Source organism: Bradyrhizobium sp. (assembly GCF_035935975.1).
Lineage (GTDB): Bacteria > Pseudomonadota > Alphaproteobacteria > Rhizobiales > Xanthobacteraceae > Bradyrhizobium.
The window spans coordinates 26,076-52,850 of sequence record NZ_DASYWN010000038.1; the positions used below are offsets into that span (position 1 = coordinate 26,076).

A 26,775-nucleotide genomic window follows, 5' to 3' on the forward strand; every position below is an offset into this window, starting at 1 on the left:
AAGGTAAGCCGCCATGTCTTACGTCCTCGCCATCGACCAGGGCACCACCTCTTCGCGCGCGATGCTGTTTCGCGGCGATATTTCCATCGCGGCGAAGGCACAGGCCGAGTTTCCGCAGCATTTTCCCGCCTCGGGCTGGGTCGAGCACGAGCCGGAGGACATCTGGGCCTCGACCGTGATCGTCTGCCGCGAGGCGATCGAGCATGCCGGGATCGGCGCGAAGGACATCGCCGCGATCGGCATCACTAACCAGCGCGAGACCACCGTGGTGTGGGACCGCGCGACCGGGCAGGCCGTGCACCGCGCCATCGTCTGGCAGGACCGCCGCACCGCCGACATCTGCGCCAAACTGAAGGCCGACGGCCGCGAGCCCGTGATCTCGCAGAAGACCGGCCTGATCATCGATCCCTATTTCTCCGGCACAAAAGTCGCCTGGATCCTCGACCACGTCCCCGGCGCCCGCGCGCGCGCCGCCCGCGGCGAGCTGATGTTCGGCACCATCGATTGCTACCTGCTCTGGCGCCTGACCGGCGGCAAGGTGCACGCCACCGACGCCACCAACGCCTCGCGCACGCTGCTGTTCAACATCCACACCGGCGAGTGGGACGACGAGCTGCTGGAGATCATCGGCGTGCCCCGCTCGATGCTGCCCGAGGTGAAGGATTCGTCCGCCCGCTTCGGCGAGAGCACGCCCGATCTGTTCGGCGGCGCCATTGCGATCTCCGGCATCGCCGGCGACCAGCAGGCCGCGACTATCGGACAGGCCTGCTTCCGCCCGGGCATGATGAAGTCCACCTACGGCACCGGCTGTTTCGCGCTGCTCAACACCGGCACGACGCCGGTCGTGTCGAAGAACAAGCTGCTCACCACCGTCGCCTATCAGCTCGATGGAAAGCGCACCTACGCGCTCGAAGGCTCGATCTTCGTCGCGGGGAGCGCCGTGCAGTGGCTGCGCGACGGCCTCGGCATCATCAAGCACGCCGCCGAGACCGGACCGCTCGCCGATCAGTCGGACTCGATGCAGAGCGTCTATCTCGTGCCGGCCTTCGTCGGCATGGGCGCGCCCTACTGGAATCCGCGCGTGCGCGGCGCGCTGTTCGGCCTCACCCGCAACACCGGCCCGGCCGAGTTCGCCCATGCCGCGCTCGAAAGCGTCTGCTACCAGACCTTCGATCTGTGGGCCGCGATGCGGGCTGACTGGCCGAGCTCGGAAACCGCCAGCGTCGTGCTCCGCGTCGACGGCGGCATGACCGCGTCGGACTGGACCATGCAGCGCCTCGCCGACCTGCTCGACGCCCCCGTCGACCGCCCCGTGATCCAGGAGACCACGGCGCTGGGCGCGGCCTATCTCGCCGGCCTCAACGCCGGCGTCTATCCCGAGCCGACGAAGTTCGCCGACAATTGGCGCCTCGAGCACCGCTTCAAGCCGAACATGAGCCAGGCGACGCGCGAGCGGAAGCTCGCGGGCTGGGCGCGCGCGGTGAAGGGCGTGCTGGCGAGCGACGAGGGCGAGGGGTGATTCTCCCCGACGGCTATTCCGATGTGCCGGACGGAAAGATCGCGGCGGTCGTCACCCATCTGGAGATGACCGCGCCTCCCGCGCGCCGCGATGATCCGCCGGGCAACTGGTCCCTGCGCAAGGTCGATACGCCCGCGCTTGACTGGTATCGCGATCTCTTCCGCCGCGTCGGCGAAGAGTGGCTGTGGTTCTCGCGCGCCCGCATGAGCGATGCCGAGCTCGCCGCAATCATCCACACGCCGGGGATCGAGGTCTACGCGCTGGCCGTGGACGGCCGCGACGAAGGCCTGCTGGAGCTGGATTTTCGCGAAGCCGGCCAGTGCGAGCTGGTCTATTTCGGTGTCACCGCTGGCTTGATCGGACGGGGTGCCGCCCGCTTCCTGATGAACCGCGCCCTGGAGCGCGCATGGTCCGGCGATGTGCGCCGCGTCTGGGTGCACACCTGCACCTTCGATCATCCCTCGGCCGTCGCGTTCTACCAGCGCTCCGGCTTCCGTCCGTTCCGCCGCCAGATCGAGATCGCCGATGACCCGCGCCTCGACGGCACCGCGCCGCGCGATGCGGCGAAGCATGTGCCGATCATCACATAGGTCGTAGCCCGGATGGAGCGCAGAAGCCAATTGATATCATTGGGCTATTTCGAATTATTCCTACAGACTTCCTAAAACGCGGGATAGTCAAGCGCGCACGTCAGCGCACATCGATGCACGCTAACGACCATTGACCCGCCATAACCCTGCGCCAGCCTTCGCCGGGAGGGAAAACGGCACGACCGGCGCCTGCGAAGAGCTGCAAGCCTCGTTCTGGGTCGATCACCTGATCGACATCAGTACTGGCTCGGTCTCGATCTATCGTTGCAAGCCGGGCGACGAGGCCGATCTGGGACGCTGGGGCTTCTATGCTCACCATCACGACGACCTTGAGCGCGGCCACGCTTGGTTCGTCAGTGCTGATCGTGTGCCGGTTCGGCGCAAGAGCCGCGCGAGTAGCGGACCATTGCTGTTCTCAAAGCAGCAGATGGAAGAGGCGAAGGAGCTCTATCGCCGCAAGCTCGACGAGACCGCACTGGCGAAGCCGCCGTTTCGCAAGAGGTAAGACGACCCGAAGTTCTGGCGTAACCAACAGTCGGCGGCCGAGCACATCGCTAGGTGGCGGCGACTATCGGGGAGGAGACAGGTCGTGAGCACGATCATCAGGCGTCGACGCGCATCGCGGATGACGTTAGGTCCCTACCGGCGCCATGAGCTGTTGACCGGCGAGGTCAAGATCGTCGTGCAGGGTTACAGTGGTTATAGCGATCAGATCTGTACCGACTTGACGAAGTTCGTTGGTCCCGAGATACGCCGAGACTGGGCCAACCATCGCGCCGAGCTCATCACGTTCTGGCGATCCGGTAAGTCGTCGGTCATCTTCCCGGACAATTTGCCATGGCTCTGGATTGCGCATGGCAGCGCCGACAGGCCCTGTTGGGCGGAGCGGCATTTGGACTAGGCCCCGAGGCCGCTCTCCGGACGCCTGAATTCCGGCCGCTCTCGGGGCAAAGCGGCCATCCGTTGATTTAGATCAACAGAGGCTAATCGAGCCTCTTGCCTCCTCGTGGCCGCTGCAGAGGAGCTTGGATATGACGGTACGGACCACCTTTCAATTTGCGAGCATAGTGGCTGCCGGTTTTCTTGCGGTTATCGCGATGCCGTCGGTCGCAGTCGCGCAGCATCCCGTTCTTGCAGCTTGCGTTGCTGACGTGAGGCTTTGGTGTAACGTGTCTGAAGGCAGTCCTCGTCGGGCCTGCATCAGAACTCGGTTCAGAGAGTTTTCCTTGCCCTGCCAAGTTGAGATCGTAAAGCTCGGCGCCATCAGCAGGGCCTGTCAGCAGGACATCAAAAAGAACTGTGCAGATGTTTTGCCTGGGGAGGACCGTATTGCGGTCTGCCTTAAAGAGCGCTTCGCGGATGTGAGCAAGAAATGCAAGGAGACGATGGCGCAGGCGGCTGGCAAAATTTAGTTGAAGGTCGCGCCACCCTACATTTGGTAGTCACTGACCTCGGTAATTGTGCAATGCGCGCACTGCGAATATCCTTGGCCACGTTGCTGATCGCACTGTTCTTCGCTCACGCTATCTCGGCGGCGGAGGAGAACTCGGAGCGGCGTGCCGCTAGCTACGTGCCCCGCCTCGCTGACCTAATGGTCGTAATTCAAATTCGGCATGCAAAACTTTTCTATGCCGCCAAAGCGAGGAACTGGCCTGCAGCGGATTATGAGCTAGAGCAACTCGTCGCCAGCCTCGTGGAGGCAGGGCGATACTATCCCAATACGGCACCCCCTATAACCCCGGAAAAAATTAGAAGTGCACTTAGCGAAGCCATCAAGACTAAGAACGAAGTGAAATTCGACCAAGCCTTTGACGAAATGAACGCCGGGTGCAACCGGTGTCATGTGGCCGCAGACCGCGCCTTCATCGTCATTCGGCGGCCGTCGTACCCCTCGGCATTCAGCAATCAGCAATATGGTCCTCGTCCTATCGACCGGCAGAAGTAGCTCTTCCCTGCTAAACGGCAGCCAGCGGGTCGCGGTGTTGTTGCGGACGCTGGGTTTGTCGCGTCGGGTCGAACTGCCGGACGCGAACCTCGCGCGGTGGCCGTGAGAGGTTGGCGGACGGCTTCTCACTTCGCTGGAGTGGTCGTTGCGGCGTCTTCATACAAGAACCTCGACAGCAAATCTTGGAGACCAATGAACGTGCCGACGCCGTCCTGTGCCTGCTTCTCCTGAAGCGCAGCCATGCCAAACGTGTTTTCCAGCTTCAGGTTTTGCCGTGATCGATGCGAAACCCATCCACCGTCATCGGCCGGAAACAACTGACCGTGAACGACCTTGACCCTCGTGTCGTTCATCGCTCGGCACTGGCTGATCAGCTTCTTGAGCAGCTTTTTTTCGTCTTCGGTCTTGAGGACGTCTGAGTAGACCGTCGTGACAGCCGTGCACAACAGGGCGAAGTCGTGCGTCATAATGGCGTCCATGTAGGTCAGATCGAGCTTGACTGCCTGTGCAAGGAAGTACCGTAGCTGCACAAGTCTGCACGCCAGCACACGACCGCAACCAATATGTTTGTAATTTCAGGTGTTTAGGCCATTTTTATCGGTACCAGACTATAGCACACTTCGCCCGGATGGAGCGCAGCGCAATCCGGGGCTCTTTCACACGCTGACAGGTCCCGGATTTCGCTGCGCTCCATCCGGGCTACGCGACTGCCTCCTCACCGTCATTGCGAGGAGCGAAGCGACGAAGCAATCCAGAATCCCTCCGCGGAAAGATTCTGGATTGCTTCGCTCCGCTCGCAATGACGGAGTGTGTGGCGCGGCCGTGGCTCTTCGACTTGGCGCGTCGATACGCCGCCTTCTCCTCACATCGTCTTCAGAAACTCGACCAACGCCCGCCGCTCCTGCGGTGTCAGCAGCCGCCCGATCACGCCGTCCTTTCCATTGTTGAACTCGTGCCCGGTGTTGTGGTTGCCGCGGATCCCGGTATCGAGCTCGAAGCCGCCTTCCAGCTTGTCATGGCGATATCCGACATTGACCGGATCGTATTCGCGGTTGCCGAGGTAGAATTTCGCAGGCCGCTCGTTGATCGGCGACAGCAGGGCATAAAGGTTCGGCACCGATCCGTTGTGCAAATACGGCGGCGTTGCCCAGATTCCGTTGAGCGGGCGCGCCTTGTACGCCAGTGGCGCCTGGATGCCGTTGTCGCGGTATCCGTTCAGCTCGTCGCGCTGTTCCGGCCCAATCGGTGGTGTCTGGCTGTCGTACCAATGCGTCACGGTTTTTGCGGTGACCAGGCCAAGCGCCGGGCCGAAACTGTCGGAGGCAATATCGAGCTCCCGCGGCACCGTGACCTTGCGATTGAGCATATCCTGGGCCTGCGCCGGGTCGGTGCCGATCCGCGTGATCGGGACGACCGTGACGCGGAGATAACGCTCGCCCGGATAACGCTCCTCCTTCCGCTTGTCCGGCAGCGACCAGCGGTCGGATGTCCAGAACTCGGCACTGCTCACCGGCGCCAGGTGGCATCCCTGGCAATGCTCCTTGTAGAGAGCCGCGCCCTGCTCGGCGAGCGTCTTGTCGATCGGCGGAAGCTCGGCAGGCCATTGCGGTGACTTCAATCCGGTGAAGCCCGTGCTTTCACTCGGCTGCTTCCCGGCCAGCGATTTCTCGATCCGGTCCAGGTTCATGATCTCGATGCCGGAGTTGAAAAGGCCGCCCCTCGCGTCCGTCAGGTTGACCATCGCGGATACGCCCATGGCCTCGCCGGCATTGCGCACCATGGGCTGTTCGATCGATGCGTTGTACTGGACCCAATCGAACCACGAGGCATCCCAGATGCGCGGGAAGTGCACGGGCGCCGACGTCGCGGCATAGTTGGCGGGAATCTTGAGGTCGATCGCAAAGACCTCGTTGCCGATGCGGTTCAAGGCGTCGAGCCTGCCGAACCCCTCGACCACGCTCTGCGGGGCAACCATGGCGTCGAGATCGGAGAGCCCCTTGCCCTGCGCCAGGACCTTGTCGAGCTGTGCACGCAGCTGGGTTTTTTCCACCTCGCTCGGGTCAGGTCCGATCACCTTCTCGGCAAACCGCTCGAAGCGGTAGGGCACGAAGCGCGTGAACGCCAGCGAGAGGCCGAGCGCGGTCCTGAACTTGCCGAGATCCGTGAGGGCCGGGCCGCCGTCGACCAGGAATTCCGTCCCCTGATAGGTGAAACGTCCGGTGTGGCACGCCGCGCAGGTCAACCCGATCCGCGTCATGTCATTGTAGGGGGCCCGTGGATTTCTCCATGGTTGCGTGGTGGCATCGACCATGGCCTTGCCGCGCGCCATGCCGACGGGCAAGCCGAGCTTGGGATCGGCCGGGTCGGGAATGAATCCGAAACGGTCGAGATAAGCGGGATCGCTCAAAAGCCCCACCGTCGTCAGCGACAACTCCGGCCGTTCAAGCGCCATGAACCATTCGTAGGGAATGTGGAAAGTCGCCGTTCCCTGATCGGCGTGGTGAACCCAGTCGCGCTGATCCTTCCAGTTCTGGTCGAGCCAGCGGGTCTTCTGGGCCGTCGGATACTCCGGCAACTTCACTTTGATCCCGTCATAGACCTTGGCGACATAGGGGTAGCCGATCGCCCCCGCGATCAAGATGATCGCGGCAACGGCGACCGAGAACAGCAGGGACAGCGAGCCGACGATTGAATTCGGTTTCCACGCCATTTTGGTCTCCTTGGCAGGCTGTTGAAGAGCTCAGCCTGAATCGATCATGGGGGCGTCTCCGCCGGGGAATCGGCAAAGGATCGCAACGCGGCGATGCCCGGCAGGAAGAAATACTCTCCGCCTCGCGTGCTCACGAACGCCGGCAGTCCGGTCAATCGACGCCGCGGCGCGCCGCTACGCGGGATCGTGAAGCTTCCGTTCCCGTCATTGCCGCCGATCATCGGATCCTTGTCACTCCCGAGACCGGCGAAGTCGCCGTCGTTGATCCAGACCTTCTGAACGAACTCGAATTGCCGCGCGATGTCGGCGTTGACCAGCAACATGATGGCGCCGCGCTCGGCGCCGTCGTCGGCCGTCGCATCCGCAGGCAGGTGCGACCCGTAGGGCAAACCCTGGCGCAGCAGCCGATGCCGATGGACGGATGCGCCGTTCGGGCCCGTCAGCCCCGAGCGCGGATTGAGGCGCCGCACATGAGCCCCGATCGGGCAGTTCATTCCCCGCAGATCGTCAGAATACGTGAATTGGTTGTTGCGCATCGGATCCGCGGCGAGCGCCGGGTCGTCCTGCGCTGCCGCCAATGCCACCGGTGCGCCGCTTCGCCAGCGTCCCATCATCTTCGCCGCCAGCAGCGCGGCGTCGGCATCATCGGTGGCGGAGCGCCGCAGAAAGTCCCGGAAGGCCCAGACATGCTGATGCAGCTTGCGCAACACCACGAAGCTGCCGTTGCCGCTGAGGTTCGCCGGCGTGGGCAGGTCGGGGACTGCACCGGTCTCATCGGGCCGCCCGAGGACGAACTCTCCAGCCTTCAGGGCGCGCCAGCCGTCCGCGTCCGGAATGCCCGCGCCGGGCAGGACAGGCTCACCACTGCCCTCGATCGCGGGCTGCGTAATGCCGTCGCGATACCCGAAGTGCTCGATGGGGACGAGCCTGCCGTCCGGCCCGGGCAGCAATTGCGCATCGATGCTGCCTGCCGCAGCCAGGCCGTTCTCGCCAAGTTCAGACAGCAATGCTGTCGAAGCGGCATCGCGATCCGCGACCGTCATCGCACTGACCACGACGAGCGCGTGCACGCCCTTGTCGAACGGTGCGTCCCATCGCGCCGGGGCGCTGTCGCCGACATCGCCGAGCCGGTCGGCTCGCGCCGCCATTCCCTGCTGGAATTCCTGCGGAAAGCTCGACAGGCTGGGCTCTGGCGTGCCGATCGCCGACAGGCCCTGCCACGACAGGGCGACGTTGAAACCCAGTGACGGCGATGCGTCCAGATTCGCCACGGTGGTGCATCGCCCGGCAGCGCCACCGAACCATCGCCGGGCGCGAGCCGGATCGCTCACGTTCAGCAGGTGATAGTGCGCCACCGGGAAGCGATACGGCCGCATCGCCATTCCCTGGATATCGGCCCGATCCAGGTCGCTGGCGACCGATGGGGCGGGCATTTTCGTCAACCGATCTGGTCGAGGAATTTGTCGAACTTGCCCTTCCAGTCCAGCGCCTTGTTGATGTCAGCGACGGTGGAATTCGGATAGGCGCAGTAATAGCCGTCGGTCTCGACGGCGCTGCCGAGAATGTAATCGCGCAGCTTGGGATAGTCGCGCGCACCCGGATACCCTTCGCAATGGCCCCAGATCGCGTCGATGCCGTCGGGGGCCCGCTCGGCGAAATCGCGCATGTAGTCCTCGACGTCGCCGTCGAAATTGGTCGCGAAGAACAAGCGCGTGTCGTTGTCGAAAATGACCCAGCGCACGATATGGATCGTGCCGAGAGAAGAGATCTTGCCGCCGTTTGCCGCGGTCAGCCCCTGAAGCGTCTTGCGCAACGGTTCGGCATGATCGGGAAGGATCTTGGTGATTGCGGTCAGGGCGCTGATCTTACCCATCTTCAGTACGACGGCCATGGCAATTCCTCCCTGTTGTCCGCCGGAGCCGTTGCGAACGGCTCAGTTGCGGCGCGGCTGCATGTATCCCCCCGATTGCTTCACGCCTGTATTTTAGCACGTTTGCAACTACAGTGTGTGAATTGCTTCACTGAGCTTCACCGACATTCCAGCGGCCGCAGTGAGTGACGCGTAGCTTGTGCCGGTCATTGAATCGCGTGCGGGTTGCACGGCTGCATGCGGGGCACCGTTTTGCTCCGACCGACGCAATGCTCTTCTTCCGAGATAACTATTGCGGGCCATACGCAAGGACGATGAACTGGACGACCCGCCGGACCCAACGATTGAGAGGCGCAAAAAACATGTTCCTGATCGGCCAATACGACTCCCCCTTTGTCCGCCGCGTCGCGATTGCGCTCAGGCTTTACGGGATCGCCTTCGAGCACAGGCCGTGGTCGACCTTCGGCGACGCCGACACGATCGCGCCGTATAACCCGCTGCGCCGCGTGCCGACGCTGGTGCTCGACGACGGCGAGGCGCTGATCGAGAGCATGGTCATCCTCGATCATCTCGACGAGCTCGTCGGGCCCGAGAAGGCGATGCTGCCGCGCAGCGGCGCCGGACGTCGCAAGCATTTGCGCATCTGCGCGCTCGCCTCGGGCCTCGGCGACAAGGCGGTGAGCCTGCTTTACGAGCGCGTGCTGCGGAAGGAGCAGCTGGCGCTATGGGTCGAGCGCTGCGAGGCGCAGATCGCCGACGTGCTGAAGGTGCTCGAAGCCGAGCGGGCCGGGGTGACGACGCCGTACTGGCTGGGGGATCGCATCGGCCATGCCGACATCGTCGTGGCCTGCGTCGTCCGCTTCACGCGCGAGGCGCATCCGCGCTTGTTCGATGCCGCGCGCTATCCGGCCCTCGCGGCCCACGCGGAGCGTTGCGAAGCGCTGGCGCCGTTCCACGAGATCGTGCAACCGCTGGCGCCGCCGAAGGGGTGACGGTGCCGGAAATTTACTGGTGCGCCCGCTCGGTATCGGCGGTGGCGGTGGTCATGTATTTCGAATAGAAATGAGCAACCCGCTCGCGCCACATTCCGACGAACGCCTCCGACGTCAGCTTCTCCACCGATTTCCACGCCTTTTTGACGGCCGGAAGCGTATTGCGCCAGATCGCGCGCCTGCACCATTTTTCGCCCTTCTCCCTGCCCTCGCCGGTGGCGCACATTGATTTCCAGGCGATGCGATTGGGTTGGCTGAGGTGCTCCGCGGCGCCCTCCCAGCCCTGCTGATGGATCAGGTAGAGATCGTTCAGGTCCGGCTCCCTGTGCGTCACCCACTGAAACAGAATGCCTTCGATGATGACCTTGTAGGCCGCCGCAACGGCATTATCGCGGGGACTGAGAATGTCTCCGGAGCCGAATTTGCCGAACTCGTATTTGCTCAGCTGGAACAGTCCGATATACGACCCGGTGCGTTGCTTCGGGTCGAAACCGGACTCGACCTTGGCCACCGCCTTCATGAAAGTGAAATCCAGACCGAAAGCGTCGGACGCGCGCTTGATCTCCTCCACCGGCGTTCCGACCGGGATGTCCTTGAACGAACGCAAGACGATCGCAGCCGGCTTCTCGGCAGGCGGCAGCTCGGACCAGACATAACAAATGAGATACCGGAAATCCTGCGGCCCCGAGCTGGAGGAACCGCCGGATGCACCGCACGTTGTCGGCGCCGGTTGGGCGACATCACGGCGGCCCAAGTCCACCGATTCCTGCACAGGCGGTAAATCGGCCGACAGCATCTGCGACGGATCGGCCAACGCGACGATCGATTCCGGCTGATCCGATGCCGCCGTCGTGTCGGTGGCCGTCCCTGCCGCGGGTTCGGCCGTCGCCCCTTCGACGCCGGCGACCGTGGCGTTCGCGACAACGGTGTCAGCGACGACGGCGTTGGCCATCGCGATTGCCTGCGGTTTGTCAGCGAGCCCAGCGGTGGCGGCGAGAGATGCTGCGCGGTCCTCGATCGACACTGCGCGGGCGTTCTCGGTGCCGGCCGAACCGAAGCCGGCCAGCCAGCCAGCGATCCACCCCGCGAGAACGACCGTTCCGCAAAACGCTGGCGCCACTATCGCAAATCGCCACGGGTCCATGATGCCGTCGCCCCCATAGGCTCCGCCGGAGCCGTGTAGAAAAGCCAAGCATGCGAAGAGATTCATTCTTGGGATCAATGTGGGTCGCGCAATGGCGCAAACGGCCGCTCGTCATTTTCTCCAAACGTGTTGCCCGATTGCAACGCATCGATGACAAGCAATTGCGCCCCGTCTCAACGCCAACTCCCACCGCAATTGTGAGTACGGTCCAATTTTCGACCCACTGCGACCAGATTTGAAGGAGAGGCTGCGCGCGTTGGTCGGGATGACGCATCAGGCGTCGGCTTTGCGCATCGCTATTCGACGGGTGATGTTCGCTAAGGGATTACCAGCAATGCAGCGCGCGATAACAACGGCTGTATTCGCCATCTTCATGCTCCCTGCGGGGATCGCACACGCTCAATTTTGGTTTGGAGCCCAACACACGTTCTGGCCAGGCCAACACGCTCCCTACAAACACAAGCACCACCACCGGCAGACAAAATCTGAAACCGCGCCCGAGCCCCTTCCGAAGGGCCCGCTCCAGATCATCATCTCGATAGCAGACCAGCGAGTCTCGCTTTTTGACAACGGCGCCCTGATTGCACGCTCTTCGGTGTCCACGGGAATGGCGGGGCATCCTACGCCCCTCGGCGTGTTCAGCGTTATCAGCAAACAACGATGGCACCGTTCAAATATCTATAGCGCCGCTCCCATGCCCTACATGCAACGCATCACCTGGTCGGGGATCGCGTTGCATGCCGGTGTCGTGCCTGGTCATCCGGCGTCACACGGCTGCATCCGTTTGAAAATTGATTTTGCTGTTCGACTCTGGCATCTCACGAAGCGCGGCACGCGCGTGATCATTGCGCACGGTGATGTCCAGCCGGTCGAGATAACAAATCCGCATCTTTTTCAACCGGAAGCCGCGTCCGCTTCGTCGGACGTCGCAACCAAGAGCATCGGTACAGCCGCAGCAACGCAGGGATCACAGGTGTCAAACGCCGAGACTCCGGAAGCCGCCAGTCTCCAGGTGCCGGGTTCGGTTCCCGCTGCAAGCGCGCCCAAGAAGATCGTCCCAATCTCCATCTTCGTCAGTCGCAAGTTGAGCAAGCTGTTCGTGCGTCAGGGATTCACGCCGTTGTTCGATGTCCCGGTCAAGATCGAAAATCCGGAGGAGCCGCTGGGAACGCACGTGTTTACCGCAATGGACTTCCAGAACGAGGGAACGGCTATTCGATGGACCGTCGTGTCGATTCCGGACGAGTTTCCTCGCATCGCGGGTGCCACGAAAGGGCGCGAGGCGCCCGTGAAGCAAACCGCCCCATCGGTACCGTCGCCCGATCAGGCCAACGCTGTCCTCAACCGCATCGAAATACCTCAGGGTACGGTTGAGAGTATCTCCAAACTTCTGACGCCGGCCTCTTCATTGATTATTTCCGACAGCGGATTTAGCCATGAGACCGGTAAAGACACGGATTTCATCGTGCTAACGCATTGATGCGGCGACGCAACCACCAACAAGCGACGCCGCTGCGCGACCCGTTGGAATTGTTCGAGCGCAATTCTCGTGCAAAATTCTCGATGTCCGCACCTAAGCCAAAGCGGCGCGAGGTCCGTTCTGGGTCAAAAGCTGACTTTGTTGGGCAGGGCTTCAAGGCTTAGAGTCCGCTAAGGGCGGTTATCGGACACCAGGCTGACGCCGGCCGAAATGTCAGCGATGGGCCAAAAGGCGACAATCTCTGAATTTCGCCGTGCGCCGGTCGCAGCGCGGGGCAATCCCGACGATGATGACCGCAGGGCTGGTCACGAGCTTGGCGCTCTCGGCACATTTTTGTCCGCCAGAATGCTGATGCTTATCAACAGCACCCAAATCGGGAACACCAGTAGGCTCCAGTCGAAATAATAGCTGCCAATCAAAAGCGCCGCCGCAACCGCATAGCCACCCAGGGCCAACCAGCGCGGTGTGAAGCCAGTATAGACGCCAATTGTCGAGGTCGTGATCATGAAAACGGATGCCGTCTTCACCACGTAGATGTTGATCATTCCGTAGGCCAGACCACGCCCGAAATGGAACGTTGCGGAATTGACCAAGACTTCTGGCGCAGCGTGAAACGCAAGTATGATCGCTCCCACCACGGCAGCAGCCGCAAACAGCATGGCCAGAAGCAAGAGGGCGCTGCCGAGAAATACTGTCGCAAAAAACTGATCCTCGCGCCGTCCGAGCTTGTCGCGAAGTGCGCCGACAAACCAGAGAAAGGCAACTCCTGCAAAGGGTACGAGGTTTAGGGCGACCACGACGTTGGTGGCGCCGGTGTGCAGCCACGCCCCAGTCTCCAGAGGATCGCGCGGCACTGAATGCCGCATCAGCATAAATACCGCAAACAGCAAGATTGAGAAGGCAACCCCGGCTATTGCGGCAGCTCTTGGAGTTCGCAATTGGGCGTGCGTTAGGCCCGGCCGATCGGAAGACGTTTGCATAGCGGACCTCCCTTTCTTGGAAAGTAAGTGCGACGATTGCAATGAGCAGCCGCAGGTGAGCTGCGCCTCGTCAGGTGAATCGCTCTTTCGCAGTATCCTGCAATCGCCGCCGCCTCGCTCGACTTGGCGTGCGCCGGCGCCGGGCCACACATTCCGCAGTTAATCGGACAGACCAAGTGCCCAGAGTTCTTGGCGATATGCGGCGCAAGTACCACCTATCCTAGTTCCTTGATCCCGAGAAAGAGCGGGTCAGCGTTGTCACGATGTCGTCCGCCCGATCTGGTCCGTGCGCCGGTCCGGACTCGCATTGCTCTCCTCCTGGCGACGCGAAAGGCCGAGTCCCTGCCGATCCTCAATGTGGGCGGCGGCGCGATCCTGTGGATCGAAGCCGGACCGCTCGATGCTGGAATCGAGATGATCGAGATAGGCACGGACGGAGCTTACGCGCTCCCTACCAACGCAACCAGCAAGCTGCACCAAGGCTGCGCGCAGACGCCGAATCACCTGAATGGAGGTGGATCCGAACTGCCGGATCTCATCAAACGCTAGCGCGAGGTAATCTTCCCAGGTCGGCATCTGATAAATCACTCTCAGAATGCCATTCTCGTCGAACGCACGGCAGGCCTCCAGGTCGCACGCGGCCAAGCGTCTCAGCAGATCTTCGATCTGGTCGATCGCCTGCACCGCGGTCGTCGGGTCGTTTATCGCGGGAGAAAGCGCCTTGATGGCGATGTCAACCAATAGCCTCAGGGCGAATTTCGGGTCCTGCTCGAATGTCCGTTGCTCACCAAGATGAACGCTTGTCCTCAACTGTTTCTCGACGTCGGCCGGGGCCTTGCCATGAACGCGAAGGATCGTGGTCCCCAGGAGCAGGGTGTCGCCCACCGCGCATTCCAAAAGGATGACGCCGTCTATCATGCGCGCGCAAGCGACGAGCCGCTGGACGTCGATCGAAGTGACCGCCTGCGGCGTTTCTCTATGCCTGACGACGAGAGCGAAAGAATCTGGCGGAGTCTGGCGATGACCTTCGTCCGCCTGACCGGCCGCAGACCGTTGCGGGGATCCGTACGTACTGCGGATAACATCCCTGCCGGTATCTCCGAGGATCTGCAGAACGCGCGTGATTTGAAGGTTGTTGAGGCGTTGAACCAGCTGCGAGAGCATCAGTACACTCGCCACCAGCATGACCGCGACAGTGGCCGCCGAGATCAACGGCACTCCTTCGATACCGGAACGATCGATCCACGCCAGCGTTGCGAGGCTGTACATGAAGGTCGCGACGAACATGCCCAGCGAATGAAACAACAACCGATCGCGCGCGAACCAGACTACGAGGCGCGGTGAATAAACGATGGCATTGAACTGAACGAGGACGAAGGCAATCGAAAAGACGATGCCGGTCAGCGCCATCATGCCTGATGCAACCGCGGAGAGATAGGCTTGCGCTGAGGAGGTCGACAGATTGAGGCTGTGGGCGACAAATTTTGCCTCGAGGCGAGGCAGGAGGAAGCCGGCTGTGATGCTCGTAGCTGCATAGATTGTCGGAATCAGCCATGGCTGCATCGGCTTCCTCCCCGTATCTGGCAAGAGCGCGACCGCTGGCTGCATTCACAATCGGCAAGCGGACTCGCTACGCCGCAGCCAGCCACCGGGAGGACGCCAATTCGCGCCTTCCTGGCCAGCTTCTATGCGTCGATCCGAGGCTCTTTGATTTCGATCAATGATCGCGGCCGCAATCCGTGGGTCGATTACGCACTCACAAAGTAGAAATCGGAATGAAGAATTTCATACTGGAGAAGCTATTCTACCGAAGACGCGACTTTGGCGGCCGCACTGACCGCTGCATAGGGGTCGGATCATGGATCACGGCGTCGAGTCCTCGCCTTCGTTCGATGCGACGGCCAGCCAATGGATACATCTCGTCGGCGTCGGCATTGAAGTTTTTGGCGTTCTTATCATTGTCGCGGGGATCATTTGGTCCAGCCGGTTCATCTATCGGCGTGAGATCAGGTCCCGCTATGACAGCTACAAAATCAGCATTGGGCGCTCGCTTCTGCCTGGCCTGGAAGTCCTGGTCGCAGCAGACATTGTCAAGACAATTGCAATCGAGCTTACCTTCGCAAGCCTGGGCCTCCTCGCCGGTCTTGTGCTGGTCCGGACGTTCCTGAGTTGGACCCTGGTACTCGAGATCGAGGGCCGTTGGCCCTGACAGCGAGAACTCGCACCGGCTGCTGACGCCAGTCCGGCACAAGAGCATTGAAGCATCGATTTCCCAAACCTGTTTGGCGGCTGCCCTGGGGGTGCGCCCAGGTCTGCAATGGGTCACTAGCTGACTTTGTTGGGCAGGGCTTCAAGGCTTAGAGTCCGCCAAGGGCGGTTATCGGACACCAGGCTGGCGCCGGCCGAAATGTCAGCGATGGGCCACAACCGGACTCGGCCTTCCGGGATAACAGGCTCCATCCACCTAGTGCTTATTTCGATCCCTTGCTTTCCTTGGAGGGACAGCCTCGGGGTGGGCTGCGACAAACGCTGCCTGCAAACACGTGAGCAACTCGACGTAACTATGAACACCTATCGACGCTGTGCCCTCGCAACGATTGCGGACATCGCTGGGGCTGGTCGCCCATAAAGTGCTTACCTGTTGTTGCGCTTCCTTTTCGTCTTTCATGCAATCCGCGAAACTCTCAACGGCAGTAAGTCCGTGCGCTTTGGCTTCGTCCACTGCTGCTTTGCATCCCGCCTCCACGTTCAGCACAGGAACCTTATCAGAGATCGGTATCGTGGCCGGTTGACCCATTAGGGCCAGCGATAACAATGCAATCTTCATCTTTAGTCCCTCGCAAACGGATGGTCCTGCTCGCAAGTTCTGAAGGTCCGGAAAATCACCTTTTGATCTGGCGCAAGGCTTCGCGGCGGAAAGTGATTTTTTCCATGGCCGGAGCGGTGAGGCTGAGAGAGGAAGGGCCGCAAGCGGGCTCCCCAGGCCGACCGGACTAAAAGTGCAGATGTGTTGACCTTTAGTCGGTTGTGGTCGTCGATGAACTTTTGCGCCGAAGCAAAGGACTCACTTCTATAGGCGTCGGGACGAAAGTCTCCATGACGGCGCTGCGAGCGTTTGTGGCTGTCACTGATCGCCCAGTCGCAGCCGCAAGGGCCATCTTTTTTTTCCGGTGCCAGCCTTGTCCGCATCAAGCCAGCGGATCGGCTGGTAAAGATCGCGGAGGCAAAGAGATGTTTCCAACAAGCCTGCGGCACAGTTGCCTGGCCTGGCGGTATGAGTGACGGCGGCACTCGGACGCGAAAGCGAGCGGGATGTTGAACTTTGATCTCAATGACCGATCAACTTAAGAGGGAGAGCACTCGTGGCCCAGCAGAGCGCAATTTCTCGTCGTCGATTTGTCCAAGCGACTGCCGCGAGTTCATTGGCACTCGCGGGGATGGGCCATCGTCGTCCGGCTCGGGCTCAATCGACCAAGCCGAACATTGTCTTCATCCTGGCGGACGATCTCGGCTACGCCGATGTGGGCTGCTACGGTCAGCGCGACTATGCGACACCGAACATAGACCGGCTGGCTGCCGAGGGATTGAAATTCACGCAGGCGTATGCCAATTCGCCTGACTGCTCTGCGACGCGCACGGCGTTGATCACGGGGCGCTATCAGGCTCGGTTGCCGGTTGGGCTCGAAGAGCCGCTTATTTCCCTAAGTCCCAAAGGGACTGGCTTGGCGCCAAGTCACCCCACCTTGCCGTCGCTGCTGAAGAATGTGGGTTATGGCACGACGCTGGTCGGAAAGTGGCACCTTGGGGATCTGCCGGATTTCTCTCCGTTGAAGAGCGGATATGACGAGTTCTTCGGGATACTCGGCTGCTGCGCCGACTATTTCAATCATGGGGCAGAGGCGTCCCGGACGTATGTCTTGCCGTTCCCCGGACTTGCGCATCAACTTTACGAGCAGGAGGTACCGGTTGAGCGTCACGGTTACATGACAAACTTGCTCGGCGATCGAGCCGTGCAAACTATTGAAGGCTATGCCAAGTCAAAAGAGCCGTTTCTGCTGAGCCTGCATTTCACCGCCCCGCATTGGCCATGGGAAGGGCCGGATGATGAGGCGGAATCGAAGCGGATCAGGAACATTTTTGACCGCGACGGCGGCTCGCAGAAAACTTATGCGGCGATGGTGCAAAGCCTGGACGCTAATATCGGTCGCGTGCTGCAAGCGCTCGATTCTAGCGGACTCGCCAGTAACACCATTGTCGTTTTCACCAGCGACAATGGCGGCGAACGATTCTCCAACGTGTGGCCGTTTACCGGCATGAAGCATGAGCTGCTCGAAGGCGGCATTCGCATTCCCGCGATTGTACGCTGGCCGGGACGGATCGCGCCTGGGGCGGTGTCTGAGCAGGTCATGATCACGATGGACTGGATGCCGACCTTACTGGCTGTCGCCGGGACATCGCCGGACGCGGCGTATCCATCCGATGGAGAGGATCTTGGACAAGTCTTGACCACCCAGTCGGCGGCACATCCTCGGAAATTGTGCTGGCGCTATAAGGCGGGATCGCAGCGTGCTATCCGCGACGGCGATCGGAAATATCTACGGATAGCGGGAAACGAGTTTCTCTTCGATGTGGTGAGAGACCCGCGCGAGCGGGCCAATCTCAAGGACCGGGAGAAAGACGTATTCGAACGGTTGAAAAGTGACTGGGAGGCTTGGGACGCCACGATGCTACCGGAACGGTCGCGGCCGGCGAATTATGCCAACTCGAGCAATTTCCTGGCCGACCATTATGGTGTCGTTAACCCGGCGGCCCCGCCGACCATTTCCCCTGCGCGGTGATCAAAAAGCTCCTTCCATCCAAGGCTCCCTGTCGGAAGCGCCATGTCGGCCTGGGGGCATTTTCGACGACTCCGGTGCCGTAGCCCGGATGGAGCGCAGCGTAATCCGGGACAGCGTCCTTGCATTCCGCTCTGCTCCATGCGGGCTACAACCGCCCCTGTGTCGCCCCTATCTCCGCGCACACGGCTTGATCTCGCCCGTCGCGGTCTTCAGCACGATCGGATTGGGTGACAGCCTGATGCCGAAGAACAATTGAGAGCCGGACACCTTGTCGTCGCCGCCCTGGTGCGCGTCGAGGTCGAGCTTCGCGGCGATCTCGGATGTCAGCTTGGCCCGCTCCTCCATCGAGATCTTGTTGTGATATTTGATCTCGTAGACGACATCGGCCTCCAGCACCGAGCGCGTCTGGCACACGACACCGCCGCTCGAAATGTTCTGCGTGATCGCGTCCTCGCATTCGGCCTTCAGCAAGGCGTTGCGGGTCGAAATCAGCGACTCGTCGGAAATCAGCAGGATGTTGGCGTTCTCGAGCTTGAGGTGGATCGAATCGACCTCCTGCATGCCGGCGACGGCGGACAGCTTGTCCCTGACCTGCGCGGACACGTCGAGATTCTTCTCGAGCGACTGCCTGAGGTCGCGGTCCACGGTCGGCGATTTCTGGATCTTGCCGGTCAGAAGCGCGGGATCGACATCGCAGGTCGGATGCAACTCCAGCCGGCCGTTGCTGAGATATTCGATCGTGTTGATGGTGCCGGGGCCGCCAAACGTGCTCGGCGGCACGACCTCGAAATATCCGGTCTCGGACAGAATGGCGGTGATCGTCTGTTTCTTGCGCGGGAACCCGATCCAGGCTGCGACCATCACGAGGCCGATTGCGATGAAGACTGCGCTACCCAGCCAAAGCCATTTGCGGCTTGCTACTTTCTTGGACAGCACAACTGGTTTCGTTCGCCGCATGGCGTGTAGCCTTTCGGACAGTCCGCGGCGGCAATCGTGGGCAGCACGACAAGAGCGATCGCGGCGACGAACAGTGCAATGAACTGCTTCATATGCTCGATCCCAAGCAAACCATCGGTTTGAAGGTAGTAGGCCAGGAGAGTATCGAATCGAGGTTGAGCGGACAAGTGAACGGGTTCACAAGCGGCGGGTTCCCACGGACACAGGCTGTCGAAACGAGTTGTACAGCGATAGGGTTTGCGCGCTGGTTGCACGATCTATCTGCCGTAGCCCGGATGAGCGAAGCGACATCCGGGAAGACCGGCCCCGCATATCGCTTCGCTCATGCGGGCTACCGGCTCTGTCATTTCAGGCTCCCGTCGAGGCAAGGAGCGTCAGACGGGCACAGCAGACAATGATGCAATACTAGCGCTGTTTTGCCCGACGCCGCAAGCAATTTCGGCAAGACCGAAATTACTCAAGCCTTTCAACCCCATCGCTACTGTGCATGGGGTTGTTTTCGCACTTTTTGGTTTTGGAAGGCGAAGGGCGGGCCTAGCCCGCCCCCGCGCGCTTCTTCTGCCAGACGAGATGCACCGCGCAGGTGCAGCCGGGCGGATGCGAGGCGAGGTCGCTCGCGGCGACGTCGTTCGCGGGCGTCGCTGCGAAGCGGTCCTTTGCGTCCTCTCGCGACGGGATGTAGTTCAGCACCGGCGCGAGCCAGCGCTCGGTCTCCGCCACCGTCATGCCCTTGCGCGCGGCATAGTCCTCGACCTGGTCGCGCTCGATCTTGCCGACGCCGAAATAATAGCTCTCGGGGTTCGCGAAATAGAGCCCTGATACGGACGAGCCCGGCCACATCGCAAAGCTCTCGGTCAGCTTCACGCCGGCGGTGGCTTCCGCATCGAGCAGCTCGAACAGCGTCGCCTTCTCGGTGTGATCGGGCTGCGCGGGATAGCCGGGCGCGGGGCGGATGCCCTGATACTTTTCGAGGATCAGCTCGTCGTTGGAGAGCGCCTCGTCCGGTGCATAGGCCCAGAACTCGCGGCGCACGCGGGCATGCATGCGTTCGGCGAAGGCTTCGGCAAGGCGATCGGCCAGCGCCTTGCACAGGATCGAGGAATAGTCGTCATTCGCCATCTTGAAGCGATCGGCGACCGCATCCTCGCCGATGCCGGCGGTGACGACGAAGCCGCCGACATAGTCGGGCACGCCCGCGGGCGCAATGAAGTCGGAGAGCGCCGCGTTGAAACGGCCCTCGCGCTTCTCGAGCTGCTGGCGCAGCGTGTGCAGCGTCGCGATGCTCTTGGTGCGGCTTTCGTCGGCATAGAGCACGATGTCGTCGCCTTGCGCATTCGCCGGCCAGAAGCCGACGGTTGCGCGCGCCCGGAACCATTTCTCCTTGACGATCAGGTCGAGCATTTTCCGCGCGTCGTCGTAGAGCGAGCGCGCGACTTCGCCGACCTTGGCATCGTCGAGGATGGCGGGGAAGCGTCCGGCGAGTTCCCAGGTCTGGAAGAACGGCGTCCAGTCGATATAGGGCACGAGCTCGGCGAGGTCGTATTCGTCGAAGCTCTTGGTGCCGAGGAAGGTCGGCTTCACCGGCTTGTTTTTGGCAAAGTCGACCGGCACGCGGTTCTTGCGGGCGGTCTCCAGCTTCAGCCGCTTCTTGTCGGCCTGCGCGCGCAGATGCGCGTCCGAGATCTTGGCGTATTCGGCGCGGACCTCGGCGGCATAGGCCTCGCGCTTCTCGGGCGAGAGCAGCGAGGAGGCGACGCCGACCGCGCGGCTGGCGTCGTTGACGTGGACCACGGGACCGGCGCGATAGCTCGGGTCGATCTTCACCGCCGTGTGCACGCGGCTCGTGGTGGCGCCGCCGATCAAGAGTGGCAGCTTCAGGCCTTCGCGCTGCAGTTCGCCGGCGAAGAATGCCATCTCGTCGAGCGAGGGCGTGATCAGTCCTGAGAGACCGACGATGTCGGCCTTCTCCGCCTTCACGGTCTCGACGATCTTGGCGGCAGGCACCATCACGCCGAGGTCGATGACCTCGTAATTATTGCACTGGAGCACGATGCCGACGATGTTCTTGCCGATGTCGTGGACGTCGCCCTTGACGGTCGCGAGCACGATCTTCCCGGCGGACGAGGAGCCCTCGGTGCCGATGCCGCTCGCGAGATTGCGCGCCTTCTCTTCCTCCATGAACGGCATCAGCCAGGCCACCGCCTGCTTCATGACGCGCGCGGACTTCACCACCTGCGGCAGGAACATCTTGCCGTCGCCGAAGAGGTCGCCGACCACGTTCATGCCGGCCATCAGCGGCCCTTCGATCACGTCGAGCGGGCGCGAAGAGTTCTTGCGGGCCTCTTCGGTGTCCTGCTCGATGAATTCGGTGATCCCGTGCACCAGCGAATGCGACAGCCGCTTCTCCACCGGCCATTCGCGCCAGGCGAGATCGGCTTCCTTGCTTTCTGTCTTCTTGCCGCGGAACTTCTCGGCGAGCGCGAGCAGGCGCTCGGAGGCGCCGGGATCGCGGTTGAGGACGACGTCCTCGCAGGTCTGGCGCAATTCAGGATCGATGTCGTCATAGACGATCATCTGACCGGCATTGACGATGCCCATGTCCATACCGGCCTTGATGGCGTGATACAGGAACACCGAGTGCATGGCCTCGCGCACCGGCTCGTTGCCGCGGAACGAGAACGACAGGTTCGACACGCCGCCCGAGATGTGCGCGCCCGGCAGGTTCTGGCGGATCCAGCGCGTTGCCTCGATGAAGTCGACGCCGTAATTGTTGTGCTCATCGATGCCGGTCGCGATCGCGAAGATATTCGGATCGAAGATGATGTCTTCCGGCGGGAAGCCGACACGGTTGACCAGGATGTCGTAGGCGCGCTTGCAGATCTCGGTCTTGCGCGCGAACGTGTCGGCCTGGCCGACCTCGTCGAACGCCATGACCACGACGGCCGCGCCGTGGCGGCGGGCAATCTTGGCTTCGTGGATGAACTTGTCTTCGCCTTCCTTCATCGAGATCGAGTTGACGACCGGCTTGCCCTGCACGCATTTCAGGCCGGCCTCGATCACCGAGAACTTCGACGAGTCGACCATCACGGGGACGCGGGCGATGTCGGGCTCGGCGGCGACGAGGTTGAGGAAGGTCACCATCGCGGCTTCTGAATCCAGAAGGCCTTCGTCCATGTTGACGTCGATGATCTGCGCGCCGTTCTCGACCTGATCGCGTGCGACCTGCAGCGCGGCGGTGTAGTCGCCGTTGGTGATCAACTTGCGGAATTTCGCAGAGCCGGTGACGTTGGTGCGTTCGCCGACGTTCACGAACGGAATCGCGTCGGTCAGCACGAACGGCTCGAGGCCGGAGAGACGCAGCTTTGATGCGATCTCAGGCACGATGCGCGGCTTGTGCGGAGCGACCGCAGCGGCGATCGCCGCAATGTGGTCCGGCGTGGTGCCGCAGCAGCCGCCGACGATGTTGACGAGGCCGTCGCGGGCGAACTCGCCGACGAGGCGCGCCATGTATTCCGGTGTCTCGTCATACTGGCCGAACTCGTTGGGCAGGCCGGCATTCGGATAGGCGCAGACGAGCGTGTCGGCGACGCGGCCGATATCGGCGATATGGGCGCGGAGGTCTTCGGCGCCGAGCGCGCAGTTGAAGCCGATGGTGACGGGCTTGGCGTGCCGCACCGAATTCCAGAACGCTTCGGGCATCTGGCCCGAGAGCAGGCGGCCGGACTTGTCGGTGATGGTGCCGGACACCATCACGGGCACGTCGATGCCGCGCGCTTCGGTGATCTCGGCGATCGCATAGAGCGCCGCCTTGGCGTTCAGCGTGTCGAAAATGGTCTCGACCAGGAGCAGGTCGACGCCGCCGTCGAGCATGCCGTTGATCTGCTCGCCATAGGACTTGCGCAGATCGTCGAAGGTGACGGCGCGGTAGCCGGGATTGGAGACGTCAGGCGAGATCGAGGCGGTGCGGTTGGTCGGACCGATGGCGCCGGCAACGAAGCGCGGCTTGCCGTCCTCGGCTTCGACCCGCCGTGCGGCATTGCCGGCGAGGCGGGCGCCTTCGCGCGCCATTTCATACACGATGTCGGTGAGGTCGTAATCGGCCTGCGCGATCGAGGTGGTCGAGAAGGTGTTGGTCGCGACGATGTCGGCACCGGCGCGCAAATATGCGGCGTGGATGTCCTCGATCGCCTGCGGCTGGGTCAGGATCAACAGATCGTTGTTGCCGCGCAGGTCGCGATGGAAGTTCTTGAAGCGCTCGCCGCGAAAGGCGGCCTCGTCGAACTGCAGGTTCTGGATCATCGTGCCCATGGCGCCGTCGAGCACGAGGATGCGCTCGCGCGCGGCGTTGATCAGGGCGGTACGTTTCGGAGAGGGAGATACGGTCATGTTGTCTTAAGCCGCCTTCTGCGCGCTCTTGGCGCGAATGCCGAGCAAATGGCTGATCGCGAACACGAGATCGGCGCGGTTCATGGTGTAGAAATGGAAGGTGTCGACGCCGTTCTTGGCGAGCTTCTGCACCTGGCCGGCCGCAACGGTCGCGGCCACCAGCTTGCGGGTCTCTGCGTCGTCATCGAGGCCTTCGAATTTCGCGGCGAACCAGTCCGGCACGGTGGTGCCGGCGCGGGTGACGAAATTGCGCGCCTGCTTGAAATTGTGCATGGGCATGATGCCCGGCACGATCGGGATGTTGATGCCGCGCGCACGGACGCGGTCGAGATAACGGAAGTAGAGGTCGTTATCGAAGAAGACCTGCGTGATCGCCCGCGTCGCGCCGGCATCGACCTTTGCTTTCAGCGTGTCGAGGTCGTCGTCGAAGTCGCGCGCTTCCGGGTGCTTCTCGGGATAGGCTGAGACCGACACCTCGATATCCGCATGCCGCTTCTTGATTCCGGCGACGAGCTCGGCCGAGCTCTGGTAGCCCTCGGGATGGCTGGAATAGGGCGTGCCGATGCCGCCGGCGGGATCGCCGCGCAGGCCGACGATGTGGCGGACGCCGACTTCGTGGTAGCGGTCGACGATCTCGTCGATCTCGCCGCGCGAGGCGCCGACGCAGGTCAGATGCGCGGCCGGCAGCAGCGCGGTTTCCTTCAGGATACGGGAGATGGTCGAATGGGTGCGCTCACGCGTTGAGCCACCGGCGCCATAGGTCACCGAGACGAATTTTGGGTCGAGCGGGGCCAGCCTGTTGATGGTTTCCCAGAGATTGCGCTCCATATCTTCGGTCTTGGGCGGAAAGAACTCGAACGAGATCGCAGGCCGCTTGGAAGCGAGATGCCCGTCTTGCCCGTTCGGATGGGCAGGCGTCGTCGGATCGGTCATGGCACCACTTACTCCAGCGTCTGGGCCGTCAGCGTCGGTCTCAATTGGGAGTGCCCAACATAAGCCAACGCGGCCGTATTCGACAGCCCATCGAATGTGGGAAGTGGCCCACTTTAGCCTGTGGATGGCAAAATAGAGCTAGAGTTGAAATGTAGATGGGAACCGCGTTAATTTCTCATACTTAAGTAATATCAGATAGTTAATAAAACAACGGTGTCTTCCAGTGTCATTTAGTTGGGTGGGCAATATGGAATTTGTGCGGTTAGTGCCGTCTTCGTCCCAACGCCACGATTGGACCCGCCCCTCGACGTCTCCGCCCGCGCGCGCCAGACCTGCGCAGTTGGCCCATTGCCGCGGCGCCGGCCTCCACTAGGTTAGCGCGCCATGATCCCGCTTTCAGTCCTCGACCTCTCGGTCGTCACCACCGGCACAAAACCCGCTGCGGCGCTGCGCAACAGCATCGACCTGGCCCGCCATGTCGATGGGCTCGGTTTTGTCCGTTACTGGCTCGCCGAGCATCACAACCTCGCTTCAGTGGCGAGCCCGGCACCCGACGTGATGATCGGGCAGATCGCGGCGGTGACGAAGCATATCCGCGTCGGCTCCGGCGGGGTGATGCTGCCCAACCATGCCCCGCTGGTGGTGGCCGAGCGCTTCAAGATGCTGGAGGCGTTGTTCCCCGGCCGCATCGATCTCGGCCTCGGGCGCGCGCCGGGCACCGATGGCGCCACGGCCTATGCACTCAGAAGCCGGCTCGACCGCCGCGAGGGCGACGATTTCCTCGAGCGGCTGCACGAGTTGATCCTGTGGCAGACCCGCGAATTCCCCGCAGGGCACCCCTATCACAACGTCGTCGCGATGCCCGATGACACGCCGTTACCGCCGATCTGGCTGCTCGGCTCGAGCGATTATTCTTCGGAGCTTGCTGCCCAGGTCGGCATGGGCTTCGCCTTCGCCCATCATTTCGCGTCCCATGATGCGATCGACGCGATGGTGCATTACCGCGACCATTTCCAGCCGTCGGCCTGGAGTGCGAGCCCGCACGCGATCCTCGCGGTCGCCGTCATCGCGGCCGATACCGACGAAGAGGCCGAAAGGCTCGCGACGTCGTTCGACCTCAACCGCCTGCGCCGCGACCGTGGTCAATACCTGCCGCTGCCGAGCGTCGAGGAAGCGCTGGCCTATCCCTATACGGATTCCGAGCGCACCTCGATCAAGCGCAACCGCTCACGCCTGTTCGTCGGCAATCCGGCGACCGTGCAGAAAAAGTTGCAGCCGCTGATCGATGCCAGCAAGCCGGACGAATTGATGGTGATCACGGCCGTGTACGATCACGAGGCGCGCAAGAAATCGTATTCGCTGCTCGCGGAGGCGTTCGGGCTGGCGAAGCAGGCGGCTTGAACCGCTCTCGCGCCCCGGACGCGGCGCAGCACCGTAAGCGCGTTAACGCGCGTCTTCGACGCGCTATGGTGATGCGCTGCTGAGCCGGGGCCTGTCGTTGCCTCGAGTCTCGCAGCCCCTGGGTCCCGGCTCGCGCTTCGCGCGTCCGGGACACGACACTAATCCTGCGTCTCGCTGAAGGTCGCGCGGAAGGGGTGGCCGGGATAGACGCCGACGATGCGGAATTCGCGCGAGAAGAATTTCAGCTCCTCGATCGCAAACGCCAAGCCCCTGTCGTCGGGGTGGCCGTCGACGTCGGCATAAAACTGCGTGGCAAAGAAATTGCCGTCCACCATGTAGCTTTCGAGCTTGGTCATGTTGACGCCGTTGGTGGCAAAGCCGCCGAGCGCCTTGTAGAGCGCGGCAGGCAAGTTGCGCACCCGAAATACAAAAGTCGTGACCAGCGGGCCGGAGCCTTGCGCGGCCCATTTCGGCTCGCGCGCCAGCACCACGAAGCGCGTGGTGTTGTGCGCCTCGTCCTCGATGTCTTCGGCGAGGATATCGAGGCCATAGATCTTCGCAGCGAGGCGCGAGGCGATAGCGGCGACCGTCTTGTCGTTGCGCTCGGAGATGTCGCGGGCACTGCCGGCGGTGTCGGCGTGCACGATACCCTTGATGCCGAGCTTGCGGATGATGCGCCGGCACTGGCCGAGCGCATGCACATGGCTCTCGACGCTCTTGATGTCTTCGAGCTTGGTGCCCTTGATCGCCATCAATTGATGGCGGACCGGCAAGAACCATTCGCCGATGATGAAGAGGCCAGAGGCCGGCAAAAGGTGATGGATGTCGGCGACGCGGCCCGCGACCGAATTCTCGATCGGGATCATGCCGAGATCGGCCTCGCCCGACGAGATCGCGGACAGCGCGTCCTCGAAGGTGGCGCAGGGCATCGGCTCGGCGTCGGGATAGGCCTCGACGATGGCGATGTGGGAATTGGCTCCGGGCTCGCCCTGGAATGCGATCTTCATCTTGCTCATGACGGGCCTTGTAG

General features: G+C 62.1%; 23 protein-coding genes. 11 read left to right on the plus strand and 12 right to left on the minus strand.

The window, feature by feature from the left end:
* Positions 1-13 precede the first annotated feature (13 nt).
* The 6 genes from glpK (at position 14) to VGR99_RS20665 (ending at position 4,054) form a co-directional block, all read left to right on the plus strand.
* Positions 14-1,519, plus strand: coding sequence for a glycerol kinase GlpK (glpK, locus tag VGR99_RS20640; RefSeq protein ID WP_326900865.1), 1,506 nt, complete (start codon positions 14-16; stop codon positions 1,517-1,519).
* Entirely contained in the window at positions 1,516-2,109 is a 594-nt protein-coding gene (locus VGR99_RS20645; protein ID WP_326900866.1) for a GNAT family N-acetyltransferase, read from the plus strand. Before glpK ends, VGR99_RS20645 begins: the two co-directional genes overlap by 4 nt.
* Before the next feature lie 130 nt (positions 2,110-2,239).
* Complete coding sequence (locus VGR99_RS20650; protein ID WP_326900867.1) at positions 2,240-2,614, plus strand: hypothetical protein; 375 nt, start codon at positions 2,240-2,242, stop codon at positions 2,612-2,614.
* Positions 2,615-2,698: 84 nt separating this feature from the next.
* Positions 2,699-3,010 carry a hypothetical protein gene (locus VGR99_RS20655; protein ID WP_326900868.1) on the plus strand — a complete coding sequence of 104 codons (312 nt, stop codon included), beginning with the start codon at positions 2,699-2,701 and terminating at the stop codon, positions 3,008-3,010.
* A gap of 130 nt (positions 3,011-3,140) precedes the next feature.
* Positions 3,141-3,521, plus strand: a complete 381-nt coding sequence (locus VGR99_RS20660; RefSeq protein WP_326900869.1) for a hypothetical protein — start codon at positions 3,141-3,143, stop codon at positions 3,519-3,521.
* Between the two features lie 74 nt (positions 3,522-3,595).
* Positions 3,596-4,054 carry a hypothetical protein gene (locus VGR99_RS20665; RefSeq protein ID WP_326900871.1) on the plus strand — a complete coding sequence of 153 codons (459 nt, stop codon included), beginning with the start codon at positions 3,596-3,598 and terminating at the stop codon, positions 4,052-4,054.
* Positions 4,055-4,179: 125 nt separating this feature from the next.
* Here the strand turns inward: VGR99_RS20665 and VGR99_RS20670 are convergent, their stop codons facing one another.
* The 4 genes from VGR99_RS20670 to VGR99_RS20685 all read right to left on the minus strand — a co-directional run bounded on the left by VGR99_RS20670 (position 4,180) and on the right by VGR99_RS20685 (position 8,655).
* Positions 4,180-4,521 carry a hypothetical protein gene (locus VGR99_RS20670; RefSeq protein ID WP_326900873.1) on the minus strand — a complete coding sequence of 114 codons (342 nt, stop codon included), beginning with the start codon at positions 4,519-4,521 and terminating at the stop codon, positions 4,180-4,182.
* Positions 4,522-4,916: 395 nt separating this feature from the next.
* Positions 4,917-6,764, minus strand: a complete 1,848-nt coding sequence (locus tag VGR99_RS20675; RefSeq protein WP_326900875.1) for a di-heme-cytochrome C peroxidase — start codon at positions 6,762-6,764, stop codon at positions 4,917-4,919.
* Between the two features lie 44 nt (positions 6,765-6,808).
* The gene (locus VGR99_RS20680; RefSeq protein ID WP_326900876.1) at positions 6,809-8,197 is read right to left on the minus strand and encodes a Dyp-type peroxidase; all 1,389 of its coding nucleotides are present in this window, start codon (positions 8,195-8,197) and stop codon (positions 6,809-6,811) included.
* A 5-nt stretch (positions 8,198-8,202) separates the two neighbouring features.
* Positions 8,203-8,655, minus strand: a complete 453-nt coding sequence (locus VGR99_RS20685; RefSeq protein ID WP_326900877.1) for a hypothetical protein — start codon at positions 8,653-8,655, stop codon at positions 8,203-8,205.
* 341 nt (positions 8,656-8,996) lie between these two features.
* Here VGR99_RS20685 and VGR99_RS20690 point away from each other — a divergent pair, with 341 nt between their 5' ends.
* Entirely contained in the window at positions 8,997-9,626 is a 630-nt protein-coding gene (locus VGR99_RS20690) for a glutathione S-transferase family protein (protein WP_326900878.1), read from the plus strand.
* A 13-nt stretch (positions 9,627-9,639) separates the two neighbouring features.
* On the opposite strand, the gene VGR99_RS20695 is transcribed toward VGR99_RS20690, so the two are convergent.
* A complete protein-coding gene (locus tag VGR99_RS20695) occupies positions 9,640-10,836 on the minus strand; it encodes a transglycosylase (protein ID WP_326900879.1) in 1,197 nt (398 codons plus the stop codon).
* A gap of 199 nt (positions 10,837-11,035) precedes the next feature.
* On the opposite strand from VGR99_RS20695, the gene VGR99_RS20700 reads away from it, so the two are divergent.
* The gene (locus VGR99_RS20700; protein ID WP_326901248.1) at positions 11,036-12,250 is read left to right on the plus strand and encodes a L,D-transpeptidase; all 1,215 of its coding nucleotides are present in this window, start codon (positions 11,036-11,038) and stop codon (positions 12,248-12,250) included.
* A 305-nt stretch (positions 12,251-12,555) separates the two neighbouring features.
* Here the strand turns inward: VGR99_RS20700 and VGR99_RS20705 are convergent, their stop codons facing one another.
* Positions 12,556-13,230 (minus strand): hypothetical protein, encoded by a 675-nt coding sequence (locus VGR99_RS20705; protein WP_326900880.1) that lies wholly within the window; start codon positions 13,228-13,230, stop codon positions 12,556-12,558.
* A gap of 258 nt (positions 13,231-13,488) precedes the next feature.
* A complete protein-coding gene (locus VGR99_RS20710; protein ID WP_326900881.1) occupies positions 13,489-14,793 on the minus strand; it encodes a DUF2254 domain-containing protein in 1,305 nt (434 codons plus the stop codon).
* 295 nt (positions 14,794-15,088) lie between these two features.
* On the opposite strand from VGR99_RS20710, the gene VGR99_RS20715 reads away from it, so the two are divergent.
* Positions 15,089-15,439 carry a DUF1622 domain-containing protein gene (locus VGR99_RS20715; protein ID WP_326900882.1) on the plus strand — a complete coding sequence of 117 codons (351 nt, stop codon included), beginning with the start codon at positions 15,089-15,091 and terminating at the stop codon, positions 15,437-15,439.
* Between the two features lie 255 nt (positions 15,440-15,694).
* Here VGR99_RS20715 and VGR99_RS20720 read toward each other — a convergent pair whose 3' ends face one another.
* Entirely contained in the window at positions 15,695-16,057 is a 363-nt protein-coding gene (locus VGR99_RS20720) for a hypothetical protein (RefSeq protein ID WP_326900883.1), read from the minus strand.
* Positions 16,058-16,592: 535 nt separating this feature from the next.
* Between VGR99_RS20720 and VGR99_RS20725 the strand changes: the two genes are divergently transcribed.
* The gene (locus VGR99_RS20725) at positions 16,593-18,068 is read left to right on the plus strand and encodes a sulfatase family protein (protein WP_326900884.1); all 1,476 of its coding nucleotides are present in this window, start codon (positions 16,593-16,595) and stop codon (positions 18,066-18,068) included.
* 168 nt (positions 18,069-18,236) lie between these two features.
* On the opposite strand, the gene VGR99_RS20730 is transcribed toward VGR99_RS20725, so the two are convergent.
* The 3 genes from VGR99_RS20730 to metF form a co-directional block, all read right to left on the minus strand.
* Positions 18,237-19,004 carry a hypothetical protein gene (locus VGR99_RS20730; protein ID WP_326900886.1) on the minus strand — a complete coding sequence of 256 codons (768 nt, stop codon included), beginning with the start codon at positions 19,002-19,004 and terminating at the stop codon, positions 18,237-18,239.
* Between the two features lie 555 nt (positions 19,005-19,559).
* On the minus strand, positions 19,560-23,411 hold the full coding sequence (gene metH, locus VGR99_RS20735) for a methionine synthase (RefSeq protein WP_326900887.1): 3,852 nt from the start codon (positions 23,409-23,411) through the stop codon (positions 19,560-19,562).
* Between the two features lie 6 nt (positions 23,412-23,417).
* Positions 23,418-24,344 carry a methylenetetrahydrofolate reductase [NAD(P)H] gene (gene metF, locus VGR99_RS20740; RefSeq protein WP_326900889.1) on the minus strand — a complete coding sequence of 309 codons (927 nt, stop codon included), beginning with the start codon at positions 24,342-24,344 and terminating at the stop codon, positions 23,418-23,420.
* A gap of 384 nt (positions 24,345-24,728) precedes the next feature.
* Between metF and VGR99_RS20745 the strand changes: the two genes are divergently transcribed.
* Positions 24,729-25,745, plus strand: a complete 1,017-nt coding sequence (locus VGR99_RS20745; protein WP_326900891.1) for an LLM class flavin-dependent oxidoreductase — start codon at positions 24,729-24,731, stop codon at positions 25,743-25,745.
* A 158-nt stretch (positions 25,746-25,903) separates the two neighbouring features.
* Here the strand turns inward: VGR99_RS20745 and VGR99_RS20750 are convergent, their stop codons facing one another.
* Entirely contained in the window at positions 25,904-26,761 is an 858-nt protein-coding gene (locus VGR99_RS20750) for a prephenate dehydratase (protein ID WP_326900892.1), read from the minus strand.
* Positions 26,762-26,775: the final 14 nt, after the last annotated feature.